At 47.1% G+C, this 21,251-nt stretch carries 16 protein-coding genes; 12 read left to right on the top strand and 4 right to left on the bottom strand.

What is annotated here, in order from left to right:
• Position 1: 1 nt before the first annotated feature.
• On the bottom strand, positions 2–3,709 hold the full coding sequence (locus tag E5Y90_RS01350) for an exodeoxyribonuclease V subunit gamma (protein ID WP_174659188.1): 3,708 nt from the start codon (positions 3,707–3,709) through the stop codon (positions 2–4).
• 180 nt (positions 3,710–3,889) lie between these two features.
• On the opposite strand from E5Y90_RS01350, the gene E5Y90_RS01345 reads away from it, so the two are divergent.
• Positions 3,890–4,393 (top strand): hypothetical protein, encoded by a 504-nt coding sequence (locus tag E5Y90_RS01345; RefSeq protein WP_151205391.1) that lies wholly within the window; start codon positions 3,890–3,892, stop codon positions 4,391–4,393.
• A 49-nt stretch (positions 4,394–4,442) separates the two neighbouring features.
• Here E5Y90_RS01345 and E5Y90_RS01340 read toward each other — a convergent pair whose 3' ends face one another.
• Positions 4,443–5,870: a phosphate--AMP phosphotransferase gene (locus tag E5Y90_RS01340; protein ID WP_174659187.1), complete on the bottom strand. Its 1,428-nt coding sequence runs from the start codon at positions 5,868–5,870 to the stop codon at positions 4,443–4,445.
• Positions 5,871–6,075: 205 nt separating this feature from the next.
• On the opposite strand from E5Y90_RS01340, the gene E5Y90_RS01335 reads away from it, so the two are divergent.
• The 6 genes from E5Y90_RS01335 to E5Y90_RS01310 all read left to right on the top strand — a co-directional run bounded on the left by E5Y90_RS01335 (position 6,076) and on the right by E5Y90_RS01310 (position 12,344).
• Positions 6,076–6,780, top strand: a complete 705-nt coding sequence (locus E5Y90_RS01335) for an FFLEELY motif protein (RefSeq protein ID WP_174659186.1) — start codon at positions 6,076–6,078, stop codon at positions 6,778–6,780.
• A gap of 255 nt (positions 6,781–7,035) precedes the next feature.
• A complete protein-coding gene (gene ubiE, locus E5Y90_RS01330) occupies positions 7,036–7,980 on the top strand; it encodes a bifunctional demethylmenaquinone methyltransferase/2-methoxy-6-polyprenyl-1,4-benzoquinol methylase UbiE (protein ID WP_151205388.1) in 945 nt (314 codons plus the stop codon).
• Between the two features lie 12 nt (positions 7,981–7,992).
• A complete protein-coding gene (locus E5Y90_RS01325; protein ID WP_151205387.1) occupies positions 7,993–8,670 on the top strand; it encodes a ubiquinone biosynthesis accessory factor UbiJ in 678 nt (225 codons plus the stop codon).
• Positions 8,671–8,682: 12 nt separating this feature from the next.
• Positions 8,683–10,302, top strand: a complete 1,620-nt coding sequence (locus E5Y90_RS01320) for an ABC1 kinase family protein (RefSeq protein WP_174659185.1) — start codon at positions 8,683–8,685, stop codon at positions 10,300–10,302.
• Between the two features lie 586 nt (positions 10,303–10,888).
• Positions 10,889–11,965: a patatin-like phospholipase family protein gene (locus tag E5Y90_RS01315; protein ID WP_174659184.1), complete on the top strand. Its 1,077-nt coding sequence runs from the start codon at positions 10,889–10,891 to the stop codon at positions 11,963–11,965.
• A gap of 61 nt (positions 11,966–12,026) precedes the next feature.
• On the top strand, positions 12,027–12,344 hold the full coding sequence (locus E5Y90_RS01310; RefSeq protein WP_151205673.1) for a hypothetical protein: 318 nt from the start codon (positions 12,027–12,029) through the stop codon (positions 12,342–12,344).
• 56 nt (positions 12,345–12,400) lie between these two features.
• On the opposite strand, the gene E5Y90_RS01305 is transcribed toward E5Y90_RS01310, so the two are convergent.
• Positions 12,401–14,749, bottom strand: a complete 2,349-nt coding sequence (locus E5Y90_RS01305) for a Tex family protein (RefSeq protein ID WP_174659183.1) — start codon at positions 14,747–14,749, stop codon at positions 12,401–12,403.
• A gap of 334 nt (positions 14,750–15,083) precedes the next feature.
• Here E5Y90_RS01305 and ompR point away from each other — a divergent pair, with 334 nt between their 5' ends.
• The 4 genes from ompR to E5Y90_RS01285 all read left to right on the top strand — a co-directional run bounded on the left by ompR (position 15,084) and on the right by E5Y90_RS01285 (position 20,234).
• Positions 15,084–15,848, top strand: coding sequence for a two-component system response regulator OmpR (ompR, locus tag E5Y90_RS01300; RefSeq protein ID WP_151207397.1), 765 nt, complete (start codon positions 15,084–15,086; stop codon positions 15,846–15,848).
• Between the two features lie 329 nt (positions 15,849–16,177).
• Complete coding sequence (locus E5Y90_RS01295; RefSeq protein WP_174659182.1) at positions 16,178–17,638, top strand: ATP-binding protein; 1,461 nt, start codon at positions 16,178–16,180, stop codon at positions 17,636–17,638.
• 205 nt (positions 17,639–17,843) lie between these two features.
• Positions 17,844–19,361: an acetyl-CoA hydrolase/transferase family protein gene (locus E5Y90_RS01290; RefSeq protein ID WP_174659181.1), complete on the top strand. Its 1,518-nt coding sequence runs from the start codon at positions 17,844–17,846 to the stop codon at positions 19,359–19,361.
• A 180-nt stretch (positions 19,362–19,541) separates the two neighbouring features.
• Positions 19,542–20,234: a DsbA family oxidoreductase gene (locus tag E5Y90_RS01285; RefSeq protein WP_174659180.1), complete on the top strand. Its 693-nt coding sequence runs from the start codon at positions 19,542–19,544 to the stop codon at positions 20,232–20,234.
• Between the two features lie 80 nt (positions 20,235–20,314).
• Here E5Y90_RS01285 and E5Y90_RS01280 read toward each other — a convergent pair whose 3' ends face one another.
• On the bottom strand, positions 20,315–20,515 hold the full coding sequence (locus E5Y90_RS01280; protein WP_151205002.1) for a dodecin family protein: 201 nt from the start codon (positions 20,513–20,515) through the stop codon (positions 20,315–20,317).
• Between the two features lie 392 nt (positions 20,516–20,907).
• Here E5Y90_RS01280 and E5Y90_RS01275 point away from each other — a divergent pair, with 392 nt between their 5' ends.
• The gene (locus tag E5Y90_RS01275) at positions 20,908–21,075 is read left to right on the top strand and encodes a hypothetical protein (RefSeq protein ID WP_174659179.1); all 168 of its coding nucleotides are present in this window, start codon (positions 20,908–20,910) and stop codon (positions 21,073–21,075) included.
• The last annotated feature ends 176 nt before the right edge of the window (positions 21,076–21,251 follow it).

Below are 21,251 nucleotides of genomic sequence, written 5' to 3'. Positions count from 1 at the left end.
TTCATTTTACCCACTCCAGATGGTCATGAATGGGCGCATACAGGGCATGAGCAAAATGATGACAGCACGTTTCCAGAGCCTGATCCGGGTCCTGATCCTGCAATATAAACTGCCAGTCCTGATGCAGCTGGTTAGATTCGTCACTGGTCAAAGGCCTGCTACTTTCATAACGATTATTCCAACCGTTCAGCAATTCCTGCATTTCGACAATCGTCATCTGCCCGTGTTCGTTTTCAGCCCACTTCCAGTTTTTTTTCATCAATAATTCAGCTGGCAAGACCAGCGGCTGTTTTTGTCCAATTTCCCAGGCTTTGAACCAGAACTGTAAATACTCACGTGCCTTGCTCGAACTTAGCCCGGAAAATTTCAGGGTTTTATCGCTGAAAATAACGATACGCTCCAGCGCCGGGGCGCGCGCATCATCATGAATAAAAGCCAGCCACAGCAGATATTCCAGCCAGACCTGTGCCCGGCGTTTTTCCGATGCCGAAGAAGATTGCATACTGAGCCAATAGGCACTGTGCGCCACTTGCGGTACGGTAATATTTAACAAAATTTCAGAACTCAACTTCCAGGTCTGCTGAGTTACCGGGGTCAGCTCTTTATCCAGCTCAAGCAGACGCTGCTGCAATCGCTGTTGCTCCTGCTGGCTACTCAGCCAGGTAGCCTGACGGGTTTTGCCGACCGGCAAACGATCCAGCATTAGCTCCGGCTCGATTTCCTGTTCTTGCTGTAACAGAAAATCCCGGACCTGATACTGTTCCAGTTTATTCAGTAACAAAGGCTCTCTGGCACTCGGCAAGTCGGCATATTTGACACTGGAAATCCCGACACTTTTTAAAAATAGGCGTGCGGGGAAAATCATGTCCCGAATCCACTCCTCGCCTTTGAGCACCCGAACTTCCTGAGGCTCCAGCGCAGGATAGTGCGCATTGATCCAGCTGCTGCGCTGGCCGGCAGCGTTACGGATATATTTTGCTACAGCAAACCACTGGTCCTGAAAGCGCGGTGTGCTGGCCACGGTAAATCCGGCCGGGTCAAAAGGCTGTAAAGGATGGACATGATACAGCTGCCGGATATGCTTGGCCACAGTCAGGCCATTGAGTTCCACCATAGCATCGACTTCAGCATCCGGCTGCTCTGACTCACAGATCAGACCAATATGCTGGATCAGCTCCTGCAAGGCCATGGAGGGATCACGCGCTTCACCATCATCTACATCGAAGCCATTATAAAATAGCCATAAATTTTCCTGTGCCAGTAACAAGGCATCTAAAAAAGCTCCCTGCTCATCATCCAGACGTGAACGGTCGCCAAGCTGCGGCTTGAGCATGCTCATCAGGTCAAAAGGCACTTTCTGATGCCGGCCCGGAAACTTGCCGCTATCCAGATTCAGCATGACCACCAGTTTATAAGGCAAGGGGCGGATTTGACCGATCTGGCTAAAAGTAATCTGCCCGCTGGGTTCTGCCTGCTCCAGCTGCATGTCGAGCGTATTCTGGATTTCTTCCAGTACATACGGCAGCGGCAGACTGAGCGCGACCAGTTCCTGACTGGCATATAAATCATCCTGATCGTGATAATCTGCCAAGGTCAGCATCCGCAGCTGCTTGTCAATAATTTCGGCCACGGTTTTCAGCGCGTCTACCCCCGCCTCCCGAAATTCATTCAGATCATTCCATAAATATTCCAGCCAGGTTTTCACCGGCGTACGCTGCCCTTGCTCATGAAGCATCAGCCAGTCCCGACGCTGCACCAGATCCTGATAAATCTGAATAAGCGTTGTAATTAAAGGGAAATCACTGCTTAGCACCCGAGCATAGCTCAAGGTGTCCTGAAACAGGCGATGCTCGGGCATCGCCATACCCAAAGCCAGACGGTCTAGGGCGAATTTAAAACTGTAACGGTAATCTTCATCCCCACTGCTCAGACTTTGCTGTAAATGCTGCTGGTCCAGCCCACGCTTAAAACCAGCCTCAGCGAGCAGCTGCAACATGCGCTCGACCTGACTATAGTCCAGTGCATAACGCTGCTGGGTGGCGTTCAAGCTCAGCCAGTCGGCAAAATCTTCAATACTAAAACGCTGATGCACCAGCTGAATCCGGCCTAAGACTGCGCGCCATGCATTGCTGACATCCAGACGCGATACACCGGCAATCTGGATCGGTAAATACAGGCTGTCTTTTTGCAGTCTGGAACTGCCTGGCTCACGTTCGCGCGGTGGTGGCGCAAACACACTACGAATCGCGGGTTCCAGCTCTTTCAGATTAGGGGCCAGCACCAGAATATCACTCGGTTGGCGCGGCTTTTCTTCCGTTCCCTGAGCCAGCCAATGAATCATCTGCTCTTTCAGGACTTCCAGCTGGCGCAAGGAAGAATGACAGACATGAATTTGTAGTGAATCATCGTCAGGTTTGAGCGGATACTGATGTTTTTCAGGTTCCAGCAGATACAGGATATCGGACTGTAACTTGGCCAATAAGCAATCTTGATATTCATCCACAAAGGCATCCGCCCAAAGCCCCTCTTCCCCCGAGGACAGTTTGGACAGAAGTGAGAAGTGATCGCGGGCCTGCTTGCCAAAACGGGTCAGCAAGGGATGACGGGACTCACGGTCTTCGGCATTGAAATTCAACTGAAATGCACTAAAAAAATGCTGGATTTCTTCATCACTTGGCTTGTGTCCCCGGCTCTGCTCATATTTACGGATAAAGCGTTCCTGCACGCCGAGGTCATAACGCGCCTTCCAGTCGGGGTCAACACTATCAGCCCAGTATTCCTGTGAAGGGTTAAAATGGAAAATATAAATATCAATGTATTGGCCCAGACGGCGCAAGAAATCCAGCTGGCCTGGCGGCAGTTCCAGCAAACTAAAGACCACCACTTGAGCGGGCAAACGTTTCAATACCTCAGCCTGAGATTCCGGATTTTCCAGCCGTTCCCAGTACAGCTGTTCAATGTCCAGAATCTTGGCATAATCATCCTGAAACACATGCTGCCATAACCAGCGCTGCCAGGCTTCCAGCTCACGTGCCTGGATTTTGACAAAATCCCCGACTGGAATGACCTGCCCGTTTTCATCCTTTGGCATATAGATCATCTGTTCAACATCCAGGGCAATATCTTGCCCCCAGGCCTGCAACCAGTTCGTCGGGCAGCTACATTGCTGGGGAGGGCAGCCACGTGCGCAATAACCGCGATAGTCCATATAATGGCTAAACAGACGCGACACCTGTTCGGCCACCCAGTACAACATGCTCTGCTTTTTCAGCTGTTTTTCGGTGCCCTGCTCCAGACGGTCAGCACTGTCATAAATCCGCTTGATAATAGAATACAGCGGATGGTCTACATCCAAACACATCTCAGCGGGTAAAATATATTTACGTAGGGCCTGAAACATCCGCCACTTGATGATAATCCGGGGAATGTTGGCCTCACGCACCTGTTCAACTTCCTTAGGACTGTTCAGCACCCACTGATAGGAACTCCATTGAAAGGCACGAATGCGGTGATGAAACTGGGTATTGGCACTGATCCCCTTTTTTTCGGCAATTTTCTGGGTCAGCCAAGCTTCCACCGCCGGTGATGGCACAATAAAATGTCGCGGCTGTAACACCTCGAACGGATTTTGTGCTGCCTGATTGACAATACGCAGCATACTATCCAAAAGTACATCAATACGTTGACTCTGAATAACATGAATTGCCATGGCTTCCCCTGAATATAAAAAAATGCAGCCTTAGTACAAAACAATAAAGATTATTTACTATACTTCGCGACTGGTCTATGCGACTTTAAAACCCATATTTTGCTCAAAAATTTCTTTGAAAAAAGCATCTTATTGATGTTTGAATAGAAAAAAACAACATACAGCTTTAAGGTAGCCCCCATGAAATTAGATAAAATTCCTGACCGTATTGATCCGAGCCTCGATCTGGACCGGATCCGCAATGAATGTTTAGAGATCGTCAAAAAACGCGCCTACTGTTCGGCCGGTGCAGCCGTAATTCCCGTTCCATTTCTGGATGTGGTGATTGATGTCGGTATCTTGTCGCAACTGATTCCCGAGATCAATGCCCGTTTCGGCCTGGCACCCGATCAGATCAGTGTCTATGATGCTAAAACCCGTCAAGTCCACTGGCAGGAACTGCGTAAACGCGGAGTTGAGTTTTCCGGTCTGGTGGTGGCACGGACCGCGGTCAAAAAATCGTTGAATAATGTTGCAGCGAAAGTGATCACAAAGCAAGTCACAAAATTCATCCCCCTGGGGGGTCAACTGGTTGCGGCCAGTCTGGGTTATCTCATCATGAAGAAAATTGCGGAAGCACATGTCAACGACTGTTATCGTACTGCTAAAAATATCCAGCAAAAACAGATTGCTCAAAATAAATAAAATGAAAGGTGAGAAAGAGCAAGGATTATTTCCCTGCCCACCTACAACTTCAGGCAGACGATTCTGCCTGAAGTTGTTTTAAAATGGCCTTTAAGACTTCGATCCGAGCGGTGTTTTTATCGTCAGTGGCAATAATATGCCAAGGCGCAAGTTCGGTTGAAGTCCGCTCAAACATGTCTGCGGCGGCTTTCAGATAGTTTTCCCATTGCTCCCGGTTACGCCAGTCTTCTTCGGTAATTTTAAAACGTTTATGCGGAGTTTCTTCACGTGCCTTGAAACGCGCCGCCTGCTCTTCTTTGGAAATGGCCAGCCAGATTTTGATAATGACAGTCTGATGTTCAACCAGACTCTGTTCAAAGCGGTTAATTTCCCCATAGGCCCGTTGCCACTCAAGCGCACTGGCCAAACCCTCCACCCGCTCGACCAGTACCCTGCCATACCAGGAACGATCCAGAATACAGATATCATCATCGGTTTGTAACTTGGTCCAGAAACGCCATAAATATGGACGGCTGAGTTCATATTTTTCTGGTGCCGCAATGGTATAAATTTCATACTCACGTGGATCAAGTTTTTTTACAATCCGCTTGATGGCCCCGCCTTTGCCGGCTGCATCCATACCCTCAAACAGGATCAGGACATTGCGCGGATCATCACGTAAGGCACTGGCAACCCTGGAAGTCAGCTTTTTAAGTTCTGGCTTATAATCTTCCGCTTCGGCAAGGCGTTGCTCAGGTGATTTTAACCGCTCTGGAATTTTAGCTTGCTGCCATCTGCCGAGGGCTCTCTTCGGGTGCGCCGGACAATTTTTTAAAGCATTCAAAATGGCCTGGGCAAACTGCTGATCACGCTGTTTTTCATCTGTACCGTCAATAATCAGCCAGTCATCGCTAAAGCGCTGGCGCAGCTCCTGCACAGTGTCATATTGCTTCTTGTTACGCCAGTCCAGTCCATGCAGTTTATGCCAGCGCAACTCGCTGGGCTCAATCTGATCCAGACGGGCTTGCAACACCTGCCACGACAGGTCAATCCAGATTTTGACCACATCCACGTGATTGTTTTTCAGATCTTGTTCAAAAGCGCGCATCTCATCAATATAAGCATCAAATTTGGCCTCGCTGATGGGTTGTGTCGGCTGCATTGCCGTACTGATCAGGTCGCTATACCAGGTACCAAACATCACCATAAGCTGACCTTCCGCCGGAATAAAGCGTACATAAGGCTGCCAGAAAGGTTGTTTGTTATGCAGCATCAAGGGTCGGTCTGCTTTTACCCCCAGATAACGCGGATCGACCCACTCACGCAGCTGTTTGACTGCCTCCCCTTTACCGGCCAGCTCTATCCCATTCACCAGGATCAGTACACTTTTGGCATTTTTTCGGCCCTGGGTATTTTTTAAATTGTATTGTGCATCAATCAGCTGGAGGGATAACTGGTCTTCATCCATAAGCTGAAAAGGCGATTGTTCTAAATCCATACTGAGCCCTTTTCTCTTCTTCTTATAGGCAGTATAACGGGGAAATTTTCCACTCAAACAGGGCCAGCAACGTTTTTCACACGATTAGTTTGATTGTTTAAACAGCGAATTGACCTGTAAATCAGGTTTCATTGGTCAATTTGTCATGGCGAGATCCTTCAACACCCTCTAAGATTCTGACATCGTAAAAAATATCTGAACTATCATGTCCAAACTTGCCGCACTTGATGAGTTATTAGAACGTTATGATCAGCTGAGCTATCATCGCCAGTCCAAAATTTTAAGCCGCTTACAGGATGTACAGGCATGGCAGAAAACCCGGATGCAGCGTAGCCATCAAACCCATTTTTCAGCAAAGCAGAACCAGCTGATGGCCGACTATTTTCTCAACCGGCTTTATGGCGGACCGGATTTTGATGCGCTGGCCACACAAATTAAACGCCTGATGAAATATGCCCATAAAGCTGAAAAAGTTATTCCGGAAAATGCCATTAAAACTGGCACATTGGGGGTTGAACTGGCGATTCTGGCGGTACAGCTAGATGAGCAGGTGGCCATCCAGCTGTTGAAAGACTATCCGGCGGATACCCCGCTGAATGATGAGATGATGCGATTGGCTTATATAAAGCTGGATCAGGCACAGGCGCGTTTAAAACAGCTGGAACTGCTGGACCAGCTGGGTCATAGCCTGGATAAATACATGCGCTCCTTTATGGTCTATACGGCCTTTAAAATGTGTAAAGGTGCAGCAAATAAATATAATTTCCAGGTCATGTATGAATTTATGCAGGAAGGTTTCCTGGCCATGAAACCGTTAAAGTCGGCTGAACAGTTTGTCCGTGACTTTACCCAGGGCGAACGTCATATCATTGACCGGGTGCATGCTGGCGATCTGCGGCCCTTTCAATAAGCGTTATTTTTCACCAGATCAAGCAGCACTGAGACTTGTCTGCCCTCGGACTAAAAGTCATCCTTTTGCCCAGAGCAGGCCGTCATCCTACAAGAAGATAGCATGATCATGCACCCGAAAGATTTCAGCTGACTTGCTCATTTTTCTGTATATTATTCATAACAATTGCATGATGAATGCTGAATAACATCTTAGAATCTGTCATTATGCAGTCAATATAAGATTAACCCGATGACTATGTTAGGAGTGACTCCCATGTCGAATGAAAATCCAACACCTGCCCCTACCCCCGAGTCGGCACAACAGACAGACAAAGTGAGTCCATTCTTAACTGAAACTCTTCCTCAAGGCACCCCGCAAGGTCAGCAACAGTCCCTCGAACAACGCCTGACCGATACGCCAGTGACCTCAACGATACCTAAATACAATCTGCCACGCGGCGCCAATACCGGCAATGTCGGTTCGACCACGCACTTTGGTTATCAGACTGTTAACAGTGATGAAAAAGCCCAGAAAGTGGCGGAAGTCTTCCATTCGGTTGCCAGCAAATACGACATCATGAATGACCTGATGTCTTTTGGTATTCACCGCCTGTGGAAACGTTTTGCGATTAATATGTCGGGGGTACGCCGTGGTCAGCATGTGCTGGATATTGCAGGCGGTACGGGTGATCTGGCTAAAGTTTTCAGCCGCGAGGTTGGCCCAACCGGCCATGTGGTCCTCTCTGATATTAATGAATCCATGCTGAATGTTGGCCGTGACCGTCTGATCGATGCCGGCTGTACCAATGTCGACTTTGTTCTGGCCAATGCTGAAACTCTGGAACCCTTTGCAGACAACAGCTTTGATCTGCTGACCATTTCATTTGGTCTGCGTAACGTGACTGACAAAGATGCAGCACTGGCAGCGATGTACCGCGTGCTTAAGCCAGGCGGCCGTCTGTTGATTCTGGAATTTTCTAAACCAGTATTCGAGCCATTTTCAAAACTGTATGACCTGTATTCATTCACCGCTTTACCGATCATGGGTAAAATCGTGGCAAATGATTCGGAAAGTTATAAATACCTTGCTGAATCAATTCGCATGCATCCAGACCAGCGCACCCTGAAAGGCATGATGGAAAATGCCGGCTTCCAGAACTGTGATTACCACAACCTGACTGGCGGTATTGTGGCCGTTCACCGTGGTTTCAAACTCTAAGAGGCTATGCCAATGTGGTCAATTCTCGCCCTAGGGGCAATTGAACGCGTGATTCATCAGATGATTGATCTGGATGGCATTACCCGCATTCAGACCAATGCGCTAGCCGGTAAAATGCTGCGTGTGGTCATTGCATCACCACAGCTTTCGGTAGATGTATGCTTTGATGAAGGCAAGGTTCGTCTGGAAGCCACTGCAACCGGACATGCTGAACAGCCTTCTATTTTTGAGCAGCGCCCTTTTGACGCGCAAACGTCTAGCCTCGTAGAGGCAACAGCGACGCTAAACGTCAAGAATATGGTTGAACTGTTCAGCCTGCTGGTATCCGATGACATCGGCAATATTCCCCTACAGGGCGACTATAAACTTCTGCAAGAAATCCAGCGCATCATGCAGCAGGCAGAACCTGATCTCGCTGCTCACCTGAGTCCCTGGATTGGCCCGACTCTGGCCCATGAACTGGGTAAACTGCAACTAGCGCCCCAATATGTCAAACGCGCCTTGCAGAGCAAGCTGTTCTTTGCTGAAGACACATTAAAAGAAGACAGTGGTTTATTTGCTCCACGCTGGCAAATGGATGACTTAAATCAGGATACCCGTATCCTGAATCAGAATTTAGATCGCGTTGAAGCCAGGATTCGCCAGCTTCAACAGCAGATTGATGCTCCACATAACTCTACATCCGACTAGGTACACCGCTTTATGATTCCGCATGTTTCACGTTTACGCGAACTTTGGCGCATCGCCGCGCACTATAGACTCGACACGTTGTTTCCTGCGGAAGAGCTTCCAGAAAAAGCCCGGCATGTCCTGTCAATCATCCGCATGCATCCGGCGGCCTGGTCCAGCAAGGAGCGTAAAAATCCGCTCAAGCTGAAACTGGCACTGGAAGAAATGGGGCCGCTGGCGATCAAGCTCGGTCAGCTACTGTCAACCCGCCGTGATCTGATTCCGCCTGAAGTCTTGCAACAACTGGTTTTACTGCAGGATCGGGTCAAGCCTTTTGATAATGAAGTCGCCAAGATGCGGATTCAGGAGTCCTTAAAGGCGGATGTAAATACCCTGTTCGCCCGTTTTGATATCCAGCCACTGGCAGCTGCCTCGATTGCACAGGTCCATACCGCTGCCCTGCATGATGGCCGTGAAGTCATCGTCAAGGTTACCCGTCCCAATATTCGCCAGCAGATTTTACAGGATTTTGAGATTTTGCAATGGCTCGGCGATGCACTGGAAAAGCGTCTCGAAGCAGCACGTGCCTTGCATCTGTCCGAGATTATTCAGGACTATCGCCAGATTATTTTAAATGAGCTGGATCTGACGCTGGAAGCTGACAACACCCGCCGCATGCGGCATTATTTTACTGGCTCCAGCATGATGTACGTGCCTGAAGTCTATATGGATAGTAAAGATGTGCTGGTGGCGGAGCGCATTACCGGGGTACCGATTTCAGATATTGCGACCTTTGACCGACTCGGTATGGATCGTGCTGATCTGGCACGTAAAGGCCTGACCATCTTCTTTACCCAGGTCTTCCGCGATAACTTCTTCCATGCCGACATGCATCCGGGCAATGTTTTTGTAGAGACCATTAATCCGGCCAATCCGCGCTTTATCGCCCTGGATTGTGCGATTATGGGCGAACTGTCCAAGCATGACCAGATGACCGTGGCGCGCATGCTGCTAGCCGTCATGAATAGTGACTTTATGCAGCTGATCCAGATTGTACATCAGGCAGGCTGGATTCCACCGGGTACTGATCAGGATGCGCTAGCCCGTGAAATGCGCCGTACTGTAGGTCCAATGGTGTCCAAGCCAATGCATGAACTGGATTTCGCCGGTATTTTGATTGAAGTGATGGACATTGCCCGTCGTTTCCATCTGGAAATTCCACCGCAACTGATGCTGCTACTCAAAACCTTAGTCCATGTCGAAGGCTTAGGCACTGACCTGTATCCGGAACTGGATATCTGGAGTCTGGCCAAACCGATCCTGACGGACTGGATCAAGGCCCAGATGAATCCGCAGAAAAATCTGAAAGAACTCGGTCAGAAAATTCCGGATCTGCTATTAGGCGCACAGGATTTACCGACCCTGATGATCGACAGCCTGAATGGTCTGAAAAACCAGTCGGCCTGGCATGCCAAACAGCTCAATGAATTGCAAAGTATGCGCCTGCAAATGGAACATCAGCAAAAGCGTAGCTGGATGTTTGGCAGCATCATGGCAATTCTGCTGTCAATTGCAATTATTTCGCCTTGGTTCGTTTCGGTGATTCTGATTGTGCTGGCCAGCGTGCTGGCTGTCTGGCGGATTGCGAAATAATTTTTAAACAGCCTGATTATTCAGGCTTTTTTTATGCTTTAATCATTGAAAAATATAACAAGAATATCCAAATGAAATCTAGTTTTTTATGGGCACTGTATCGCCAGAATAGACCAAAATCCTTTCTCACTGCACGCCTCTACAGCTTCCCGACATGGAGAGAGATTTTTTCTATCTCAACCAGACAGCCCATTGGCTTGCATGGTCACCTGCTGCCCATACCACCTTCTACCGCCTGATTCAGAGTGACTATTTCTGGCTCATTGTCAGCGTTAACCTGCTTCCGTTATTATTTCTATCCTGTCTACGACAAACACAGCTAATACTGGCTTTAAAAATATGGATAGGTATTGCAGGCTGTTTATTTCTAATTCAGGCTTTTTACTGGCCAAGCTATCCTATAACCACGCTTTTGATTATGTCATTTAACCTGCGTTTTTTACATTGATGCAATCAAGAACTCATGCAGACTGACATTAACCCGATACCATGACTGCAAAGTCACCTTAGGGTATATCTTGCCATTGGGTCCTAGCAGTAGAGACTTAAAATAAGCCCTCACTGGTCGAACATGGGTTGAACCTCTATGCAGATTTTACAAAAACATGCGCCTGCCCTGAAAATCCGCGCTGGGCATCAGGCACGTGAGCTGATTCTGAAAGAAGGTTTGCAACCCGAACAGGTCGATATTGTGCCAGGTGCTGCAGGTGGACCGAAAGGTATCGGCATTCAGGGGCTGGATCAGGCAATTTTTGGTGAGTTTTTTTCACGGGCGCCACAGCGTAGAACCTTGGTTGGTTCATCCATTGGCAGCTGGCGTTTTGCCAGTGTAGCTGCCTGGGGAGCCAAAGCAGGCACTGAGCGTCTTGCAGAACTCTATACCCATCTGTATTTTCACAAGAAAATGACCCGTCAGGAGATCAGTGACATTTGTCGTGGCATGCTGCTAGAGCTGGTCCAAGGCAAAGAGGCCGATCTGGTCAATCATCCGGACTATCACCTGACTGTCTTGTCGATTAAAGCCCAGCACATTTTCCAGAGTGACAAAGCCTTGCCCCTGCTGGCTTCTGTGGCTGGAATTGTTGGCACAACGGCGGTCGCACGCAGGCATAGCCGTCATTTTATGCAACGTGTGATTAGCCAGCCAAATCTTGGAGAACAGTTTAAAATTGCCGATGATGGATTTACCACCCACTATCATACGCTGACTGAACAGAGTGTGTTGCCCTGGCTGATGGCATCTGCCTCCATTCCGGGGGTGATGGCAGCGGTGAACAATATTCCGGATGCACCGCAAGGCTATTATCGCGATGGTGGTCTGATTGATTATCACATTGACCTGCCTTTCCAAAGCAAGGGGATTGTGCTGTATCCACATTTTACCGACAGTATTACGCCGGGCTGGTTCGATAAACTGTTTAAACGTACTGCACATCCGGAAAATCAGGCCCGCACCTTGCTGATTTCACCCTCTCAGGAATATCTGCAAAGTTTACCGCTCGGCCGTCTGCCAGATCGTAAAGATTTCAGCTTAAAAGGTTTGGACCAAGCCCAGCGGATTCAGCTGTGGAAACAATGTATTGTTGAAAGTCAGCGACTTGGAGATGAATTTCTGGAACTGGTGGAAAAGCAGAATTTTGCCACTGTGATCCAAAACTTGTAATGGTCACGGTCTGCCCAAATTATTTGTATAATTACTTTAATTTTTTGAACTGTTGAGATTTATGCAGAAGTTTTTAGTGGTCCTGCAATATGCCTGTTTGGCTTTTGGTCTTTATCTGATTTATAGCGTTAGCATGTCGTTATACACCCAGCAATTTGAGCTGATGGAACTGGTGGCTGATATTGGTACGATTCTGATCTGTATTGATCTGGGCGTATTTTTATTTACCAGTCGCGGTAAACAAAGCATTAGCATGGAAGAGTATGCCAAACAGCTGGAACAGCCGCCATCCAAGCTGGTCTATGTGACCCGAAAGCTGGGCCATCTCGGTATTTTATTGATTATTACCAGCTGGATTGTACCGATGGTTAATTCATAACAATGTTCCAATAAAAAAACCTCCCGATGGGGAGGTTTTTTGGTCAAACTTAAAGCTTACTTCGAACCTTTAATTCCGGCTTGTAATAACAGCGCACCCAAACCACCGATCTTTTGCTCTTGCGGTTTAGCCGCTTGCGGTTTCTTGCCCTGAGGACGCTCAGCTTGCGGACGTGCATGCTGTGGACGTTTGCCTTGTGGCTTACGCTCACCGCGCTGCTCATTGTCACGGCGTGGCTGGCGTGGTGCTTTTGGCGCTTCAGAACCTTCAGGACGCATCGACAGATTCACACGGTTACGTTCAGCATCTACATTTAACACACGGACCTGAACAATCTGACCGGGCTTCACCACCTTGTGCGGATCTGCAACGAATTTATTGGCAAGTTCAGAAATGTGTACCAAACCATCCTGATGTACGCCGACATCAACGAAAGCACCAAAGTTGGTCACATTCGTCACCACACCTTCAAGCTGCATGCCTTCCGTCAATTGCGCCACTTCAGTAATATCATCACGGAATTTGGCAGTGCGGAACTCTGGACGCGGGTCACGACCCGGTTTTTCCAGCTCAGCCAGCACATCCTGAATAGTCGGCAGACCAAACTGCTCATCGACAAATTCCTCTGCATTAATTTGACGAATGATTTCAGTATTACCAATGATGTCTTTGACAGTTGTGGCTTTTGCTTCCACCATCTTGCTGACCAGCGCATAAGATTCAGGGTGAACCGCAGAAGCATCTAATGGTTCTGAACCCTGCTGGATACGCAAGAAACCAGCTGCCTGTTCAAACGTACGCTCGCCCAGACGTGGCACTTGTTTCAGAGACTGACGGTTATCAAAACGGCCATTTTCCTTACGGAATTCTACAATTTGCTGGGCAATGGATTTGTTCAGCCCTGCGATATAGCCCAGAATGGCCGCAGATGCCGTGTTGACATCTACGCCCACCGAGTTCACACAGTCCTCAACTACGGCTTCCAGCGTTTTGGCCAGGCCGGTCTGGTTGACGTCATGTTGATACTGCCCCACACCAATTGATTTAGGATCGATTTTTACCAGTTCGGCCAAAGGATCTTGCAAACGGCGTGCAATCGACACTGCACCACGAATGGTCACGTCCAGATCAGGAAGTTCCTGAGCTGCCAGCTCAGAAGCTGAATACACCGATGCACCTGCTTCAGAAACTGATACGCGAGTCAGTTTCAAGTCGCTATTCGCTGCCATCATTTCAGCAACCAAGGCTTCGGTTTCACGGCTGGCTGTACCATTGCCAATTGCAATCAGGTCAACATTGAACTCACGGCATAAACGCGCCAGCTCTGTTAATGAACCTTCTTTATCTTCTTTTGGTGCAAATGGATAGATCGTGCTATGTGCCAGTACATCACCAGACTCATTTACAACGGCCAGTTTTACACCCGTACGGATGCCAGGGTCGACACCTAATGTGGTACGTGCACCTGCCGGAGCGGAAAGCAGCAGATGACGCAGGTTTTCAGCAAACACCTGCATGGCTTCAGCTTCAGCTGCCAGACGTTTTTCAGTCAGCAATGAGTGCTCAATAGTGGGGCGAACTTTACCGAGCCAGAACAGTTTGGCTGTTTGTTTCAGGAAGTCCTGACGGGCTGGTGGCTGAATCTGGTACAGATTGTACTCGGTTTCAATACGTGCCAAAGGCGCATCATCTTCACCGTCGACCTTAAGACCCAGGACATTCTCCTGGCGGCCACGTAACATCGCCAGTAAACGATGGGAAGGCACTTTATTCAGGCTTTCAGAGAAATCGAAGTAGTCACGGAATTTTTTACCGACTTCTTTTTTCTCATCCGAAGCGACCAGGCTTTTCAATACGGCAGTTTGTGCAAACATGGCTTTCAGTTCAGCCGTCAGCGCAACTTTTTGTGCCCAGTCATCAATCAGAATATGCTGGATTGCATCCAGCTGACTTTCCGTATCCGGATAATCTGCATGGCTAAAACCGGCCAGTGCTTCCGTAGGATCAAGCTCCTCTGTAAAGATGCGCTCTGCAACAGGACCTAAACCGGCTTCTTTGGCCTTAAACGACCTGCTGGTGCGTTTTGGACGGTATGGCGCGTAAATTTCTTCCAAGGCATTTTTGGTTTCAGCCGCATTTACCCGTGCCAGCAAATCATCAGATAATTTCTCTTGTTCTTTGAGTGATTCAATGACCTTTTCACGGCGTTCATACAAATCACGCAAATACGCTAAACGTGTATCGAGCTGGCGTAATTGTGTATCGTCCAGGCCCTGCGTTACTTCTTTACGGTAACGTGCAATAAAAGGAACACTGGCACCCTCATCAATGAGTTTGATGGCAGCTTCGACTTGATTTGGACGCACGGCAAGCTCTTTTGCCAACTGCTGAACTAAGTCAGTCATCGTGTTTGATCCCACAAGGATAAGTACTAAATGGCATGATTATAAAGACCAAGACTATAAAATCCACAACTGTTTTCATTAATTTATGCAATAGCCATCTCAAGCAGTGCTGCATTTTCTGCTTTTCCTGATAAAGTTTGCATGAACTTTGTTTTTTATCTGGAGTCCAAGCGCATTTTTTTTCAATTTAGATGTATATATTTGGTATCTATGTCTTGATTTTAACTGCAATATTTGGTGCTTTAGAGCATAGTCAATGAATAGTTATGAATCGTATACTCAACGCCTGTTTTCAGTTTTGTTTACGACGACAATAAAGAATAAGGAGCATCTCATGAATTTAGTGGTACCTGCTGAAAAAACCGATGCCGTACAAAGCGAAACCGACCGAGTCGAACGCATCCTGGTTGTCGATGATGACGTGCGTCTGCGCACCCTGCTACAACGCTTTTTGGAAGATAAAGGCTTTGTAGTCAAAACCGCACATGATGCAACCCAAATGGATCGGCTTTTACAGCGGGAATTATTTTCTCTGATTGTGCTCGACTTTATGCTGCCGGTGGAAGATGGCCTGAGTATCTGTCGTCGTTTACGCCAGTCCAATATCGATACGCCAATTATTATGCTAACCGCACGTGGCAGTGATTCAGATCGTATTGCGGGTCTGGAAGCCGGCGCCGATGACTATCTGCCAAAACCGTTTAACCCGAATGAACTACTGGCACGTATTCGTGCGGTTTTACGCCGTCAGGTGCGTGAGGTTCCTGGCGCACCAAGCCAGCAGATGGAAGTGGTGAGCTTCGGTCCATGGTCTCTGGATCTGTCTACTCGTACCCTGACTCGTGAAGGTCAAGTGGTCACTTTAACCACGGGTGAGTTTGCCGTACTCAAAGCCTTGGTACAACATCCGCGTGAGCCTTTGACCCGTGACAAGCTGATGAATCTGGCGCGTGGCCGTGAATGGGGCGCGATGGAACGCTCGATTGATGTTCAGGTGTCCCGTTTGCGTCGTCTGGTGGAAGAGAATCCAGCCCGTGCGCGTTATATTCAAACGGTGTGGGGGGTAGGTTATGTCTTTGTTCCAGATGGTGCAGAGTAATTTTTTCGTATCAGAAAAAACAGGATGAGTTGTCCGTAGCTATATTTCTGATTTTGAATTGCGTGACAAACTCATTCGCAACTGTTTAAAGCAGGAAGTATTTATCTCTAATGTTTCTACGACACAGTGAGGATTTGCTGCAATTTGACGGGTTTTGCGATGAGCAGTACTGCTCCGCAAGATGGTTGTGCCTACTTTTGCCAAAACAACAGTAGGTTGAACCGAAGCTTTCAACCTTTATCTCAATTCCAGGCAGTTTAACTCCGCTAGGATAAGGACTTTTAATTGACTCATCATAATTTGCTGAAGTCATAGCACAGGATTGCTCAGTGAAACTCGACCCCATCGACCCGCAAGAATTTACCGACTTTGTCCGTTACTCGGAAAAAAAACGCACCCGCTGGGAACGCTTTTTAGACAAAATCAAACCCCGTTCCGCCGCCCTGCGCACCACGGTGCTGGTGGTTTTTGTGGTGCTGTTCAGCCTGTTTATGTCGATCTGGTTTTTCTGGCGTACCCTGTATCTGCCTGAAATCCAGCAGCATGCACGCTATTTGGCAGTTGAACTGGAAATCCTGAACAACCCGAATCTACGCCTGTATCATAATGATCAGCAAGTGGATATTGATGCCTATCTAAAAAATCGTCTTGGTATCGAGTACATCACTGATCCGGCGGAATATCCCAATATTAGGGAAAAAGTCATTGCGGAGTTTTTTACCAACCAGATTGAAACAAAGCTGGCCAAAGAGTTAAGAATCGAGCAGGCCACCGTCTATTTCCAGTTTAAGCCAAGTCCGCAGATCTGGATCCAAACACCTGAAATGGATGGCAATTGGGTACGTGAGCCTTTAAAAACCTATGCCAACTATAGTCCTGAGCTGATATGGGGCTGGCTGCTGGGAACACCGCTCATTGCCGGGATTATTATTCTGATCCTGGTACGCCAGTTAAACCGCCCGCTACGCCGCTTGCAAGAAGCAGCCAACAGCTATAGCAATAGTGGATCGGCGCCCTATCTGGATACCAATCACGGACCACTCGAAATCCGCCAGGTGAACCATGCCTTTAACCAGATGATTTATACGCTGGATCAGACCGAACGTGATCGCCGGATTATGCTGGCCGGCATCTCGCATGACTTGCGTACCCCGCTTACCCGCATTCGCCTAAGTGCAGAAATGATGCCCGATGAGGACTTTTTAAAAGAAGGCCTGATTTACGATGTCGAAGACATGGATGCAATTCTGAACCAGTTTATTTCCTATATGCGCGACGGCTCAGATGAAGATTTACAAGATACCAATGTCAACGCCCTGCTGCAGGAGCTGGTCACCCAGTTTAAGCCCTTAGACATCCATTTTAGTCCTCAAGACATTCCACTGATTCAGGTGCGTAGCATGTCCCTGAAACGCTTGATTGGCAACCTGATTAACAATTCAAAACGCTATGGTGCCGAGCCGATCGAACTTTCTGCGTTTTCAAAAGGCGACCGTCTGCTCATTTCTGTGGCAGACCATGGCGAAGGAATTCCTGAAGATCAGATCGAAGCACTTATGCAGCCTTTTGTCCGGGGTAATTCTGCCCGCACTGTACAAGGAAGCGGCTTGGGCCTGGCCATTGTAAAGCGTATTGTCGATATTCATGCCGGTGAGCTGCATATCCATAATCGCCCCGAAGGGGGGCTGGAAGCTGTTATTTCCCTTCCTTTGCACAAACCTGATTCAGACGCTTCTACCCCTGCGAGTACGCTCGATAAAATCCGACAAACGCTCACTGAGCATTTTTAAGATTAGCATAAAAAATGATCAGTTGATTTTTTAGCTTTTCTATACAATGTATTTTATATGCATTTAATTCAACAACTTAAAAAACATCAAATATTCTTATACCTACATTTCGTTAAAAAATTAGACCTTAGCCTAACACCTATGCAAAATGTTTTTTTTGATCGGTACAATCCGTATCATAGTTTAAGAATTAATGAGAGTTGAAATGTCTTTAGATCGTATCCGTTTAGCCTCCCTCCACAACAAAGTCATCAGCCCAGAACAAGCCGCTGCATTCATCGAAGATGGCATGACTGTGGGTATGAGTGGCTTTACTCGCGCTGGCGAAGCTAAGGCAGTTCCTTTGGCTTTGGTACAACGTGCAAAAACCAATCCATTAAAAATCACCCTGATTACTGGTGCCTCGCTCGGTAACGATCTTGACAAACAACTGACTGAAGCAGGCGTATTGGCACGCCGTTTACCTTTCCAGGTAGACAATACCTTACGTAAAGCCATTAACAATGGCGAAGTCATGTTCATTGACCAGCACTTGTCTGAAACTGTTGAACAAATGCGTAACCTGCAATTGAAAAAGCCGGATGTTGCGGTCATTGAAGCTGTTGCGATTACTGAAGATGGCGGCATCATTCCAACAACATCTGTTGGTAACTCTGCAAGCTTTGCAATTTTTGCAGAAAAAGTGATTGTAGAAATCAACACCAACCTCAGCCCGGCATTTGAAGGCTTGCACGATATCTACATTCCGACATATCGTCCAACACGCCAAGCAATTCCATTGACTCAAGTGGACGAGCGTATTGGTACACATGCAATCAACATCGATCCTTCAAAAATTGTAGGTATCGTATTTAACAGCGAATTCCATGACTCTCCATCTACTGTGACTGCACCCGATGATGAGACTCAGTCTATTGCAAACCACCTGATCGCTTTCTTTGAACAAGAAGTGGCTGAAAAGCGTTTACCGAAAAACCTTGGCCCGCTTCAGGCAGGTATCGGCTCAATCGCTAACGCTGTATTGACGGGTCTGAAAGAATCTAACTTTGAAGATCTGGTGATGTATTCAGAAGTACTGCAAGACTGTACTTTCGAATTGATCGATGCAGGTAAAATGAAATTTGCTTCAGGCTCTTCAATTACACTTTCTGCAAAATACGGCGAGAAAGTATTTAACAACCTGGAACACTACAAAGACAAACTGGTTCTTCGTCCACAAGAAATCTCTAACCATCCTGAACTGGTTCGCCGTTTAGGTATTATCGGCATCAACACTGCGCTTGAGTTTGATATTTACGGTAACGTCAACTCGACTCACGTTTGTGGTACCAAAATGATGAACGGTATTGGCGGTTCAGGTGACTTTGCACGTAATGCGCACCTGGCGATCTTTGTGACCAAATCAGTAGCAAAAGGTGGCGACATCTCTTCTGTGGTTCCATTTGCCTCTCACATTGACCATGCTGAGCATGATGTAGACATTCTGGTCACAGAACAGGGACTTGCTGACCTGCGCGGCCTTGCTCCACGTGAACGTGCGCGTGCGATCATCGACAACTGTGCACATCCAATGTACCGTGATGCCCTGAACGACTACTTCGACCGTGCCTGTGCAAAAGGCGGCCATACCCCTCATCTGCTTCGTGAAGCATTGGCGTGGCATTCTAACTTTGAAGAATATGGTCATATGCTGACTGCAGAAGTTGCAGTTAAAACAGCATAAGCTAAAGAAGCGAACCATTTAAAAACGCCCTGCGGGGCGTTTTTTTATTCCCCCCAGGTTTAAACCCTGCCATGCTGGTGCTGTTATTTGAGCTACAGATGCGGGCACTTTTGCTGGAGGACTTTAAATTCCGATTCTTCACCCTCATACTGAACTCAAGAGTCAAATCAGAGACATGCTATGCGCGTAGATATTTGGTCAGATGTAGTCTGTCCGTTTTGTTATATTGGTAAAAAACGTCTGGAAGCCGCTGCCGAAGAAGCCGGGATTGAACTTGAGCTACATTGGCACAGCTTTCAGCTCGACCCGGAAGCACCGCCTCGTCAGGAAATTTCCAACTCGGAGCGTCTGGCCCAAAAATATGGCCGTTCAGTTGCCGAAGTTGAAGACATGCAGCGTAATATCGCCGAGATGGCCAAGGCGGAAGGAATTGAATTTAACTGGGAAGGTGCCAATTCTGGCAATACCCTGAATGCACATCGTATTATTCATCTGGCCCAAAGCAAAGGTTTGGGCAATGAAGCCCAGGAAGCCTTCTTCTATAGCTATATGACACAAGGTCTGGCGATTGGCGAGCGTGAAACCCTGGAAGATGTCGCTGCCCGGATTGGCCTGAACCCGGTTGAAGTCGATGATCTACTAGACTCAGATGAATATGCGGACTTCGTACAGTATGATCAGGAAATCGCGCGTGACCAGCTCAAAGTGACTGGTGTCCCGTTCTTTGTCTTTGATCAGCGTATTGCCCTGGCAGGTGCACAGCCCAAAGAAGTCTTCTTGCAGGTTTTGGCCAAAGCCTTGGAAACACCATCCACTGGTTCTGCTGAGCAGTGCTCTGCTGACGCTTGTGACCTACCCAACCAGCCTGAATAAATAGGCTCCACTAAAAAATCCCCATTCAAGCTGGGGATTTTTTATAATAATTATTCAATGGTACCGCGCTTTATTCACATTTAATCAACCAGAAAACTAATCTTGAGATTGACGCGGTATTCGGTAATTTTATTGTCTTTAATTACAACTTTCTGCTCATTAATCCAAGCTCCCTGAACATTCTTGACGGTTTCCGTGACCTTTGCAATGCCAGTTTGGATGGCATCCTCAAAACTCTTATTACTACTGGAGTTGACTTCAACGACCTTTGCAATTGCCATGATAAAACTCACTGTAAACATGAATGAAGGGTTATCTTAGACTGTTTTTCAGGCTGTACGTTGTTTATTAAACAAGCTATAGCAAACGCTTACAGGGTTCAAACAATACAATAAAATCGGGTTTGCTTCTACTTGGAGCTTCTCTAAGAGTCTCTCTATTACCTTGCACTTTTATCTCTCTTTACAAGTATAAAAAGCCTATAAAATCAGACTTGAAGTATAGAGCAAACATTCTAATTCATTGTTTTAAAAGTATTATTTTTCAAAAAATTTTACATTTTGCCGAATTGATCATTTTTTAATAATTGCCATTTGATATGATTTCTACGTTATTTCACTCTCCCATTCATTCTGTTCACGCTGTTGGACATGCTTATCTTAAAGGTCAACTTATGAACATGCTTAAATTTGCTTTGGCTACTGCAATCATGGCTGTTTCTATTCAAGCCTCAGCTCAAATTGCACAAATGGTTTATCTGCCAGACTTTCCTGTGAAAAAAGCTGAGACTGAAACCGTGCAGACAGAGCCTACCCCTGCAGAAGATGAAAAAGCAGCTTAATACTCAGGTATTTTTCATGTGTACAGGCTGAATTTTCAGCCTGTTTTTTTATACTCAAACCGGGCAAATGATGCCCAAATAAAAGAAGAATTTTCTCAAAATATCAACCTCTCCCCACTTTTTATATTTTCTATTGATTTTTATCACTTTTATTAACTTATATTCATTTAAAATTG

The organism is Acinetobacter sp. 10FS3-1 (genome assembly GCF_013343215.1).
Classification (GTDB): domain Bacteria; phylum Pseudomonadota; class Gammaproteobacteria; order Pseudomonadales; family Moraxellaceae; genus Acinetobacter; species Acinetobacter lwoffii_C.
This window is presented reverse-complemented; position numbering and strand designations above follow the sequence as displayed.

Coding starts and splice junctions, on each gene's coding strand:
- E5Y90_RS01350 (WP_174659188.1), bottom strand. CDS start 3,709: ATGGCAATTCATGTTATTCAGAGTCAACGTATTGATGTACTTTTGGAT.
- E5Y90_RS01345 (WP_151205391.1), top strand. CDS start 3,890: ATGAAATTAGATAAAATTCCTGACCGTATTGATCCGAGCCTCGATCTG.
- E5Y90_RS01340 (WP_174659187.1), bottom strand. CDS start 5,870: ATGGATTTAGAACAATCGCCTTTTCAGCTTATGGATGAAGACCAGTTA.
- E5Y90_RS01335 (WP_174659186.1), top strand. CDS start 6,076: ATGTCCAAACTTGCCGCACTTGATGAGTTATTAGAACGTTATGATCAG.
- ubiE (WP_151205388.1), top strand. CDS start 7,036: ATGTCGAATGAAAATCCAACACCTGCCCCTACCCCCGAGTCGGCACAA.
- E5Y90_RS01325 (WP_151205387.1), top strand. CDS start 7,993: ATGTGGTCAATTCTCGCCCTAGGGGCAATTGAACGCGTGATTCATCAG.
- E5Y90_RS01320 (WP_174659185.1), top strand. CDS start 8,683: ATGATTCCGCATGTTTCACGTTTACGCGAACTTTGGCGCATCGCCGCG.
- E5Y90_RS01315 (WP_174659184.1), top strand. CDS start 10,889: ATGCAGATTTTACAAAAACATGCGCCTGCCCTGAAAATCCGCGCTGGG.
- E5Y90_RS01310 (WP_151205673.1), top strand. CDS start 12,027: ATGCAGAAGTTTTTAGTGGTCCTGCAATATGCCTGTTTGGCTTTTGGT.
- E5Y90_RS01305 (WP_174659183.1), bottom strand. CDS start 14,749: ATGACTGACTTAGTTCAGCAGTTGGCAAAAGAGCTTGCCGTGCGTCCA.
- ompR (WP_151207397.1), top strand. CDS start 15,084: ATGAATTTAGTGGTACCTGCTGAAAAAACCGATGCCGTACAAAGCGAA.
- E5Y90_RS01290 (WP_174659181.1), top strand. CDS start 17,844: ATGTCTTTAGATCGTATCCGTTTAGCCTCCCTCCACAACAAAGTCATC.
- E5Y90_RS01285 (WP_174659180.1), top strand. CDS start 19,542: ATGCGCGTAGATATTTGGTCAGATGTAGTCTGTCCGTTTTGTTATATT.
- E5Y90_RS01280 (WP_151205002.1), bottom strand. CDS start 20,515: ATGGCAATTGCAAAGGTCGTTGAAGTCAACTCCAGTAGTAATAAGAGT.
- E5Y90_RS01275 (WP_174659179.1), top strand. CDS start 20,908: ATGAACATGCTTAAATTTGCTTTGGCTACTGCAATCATGGCTGTTTCT.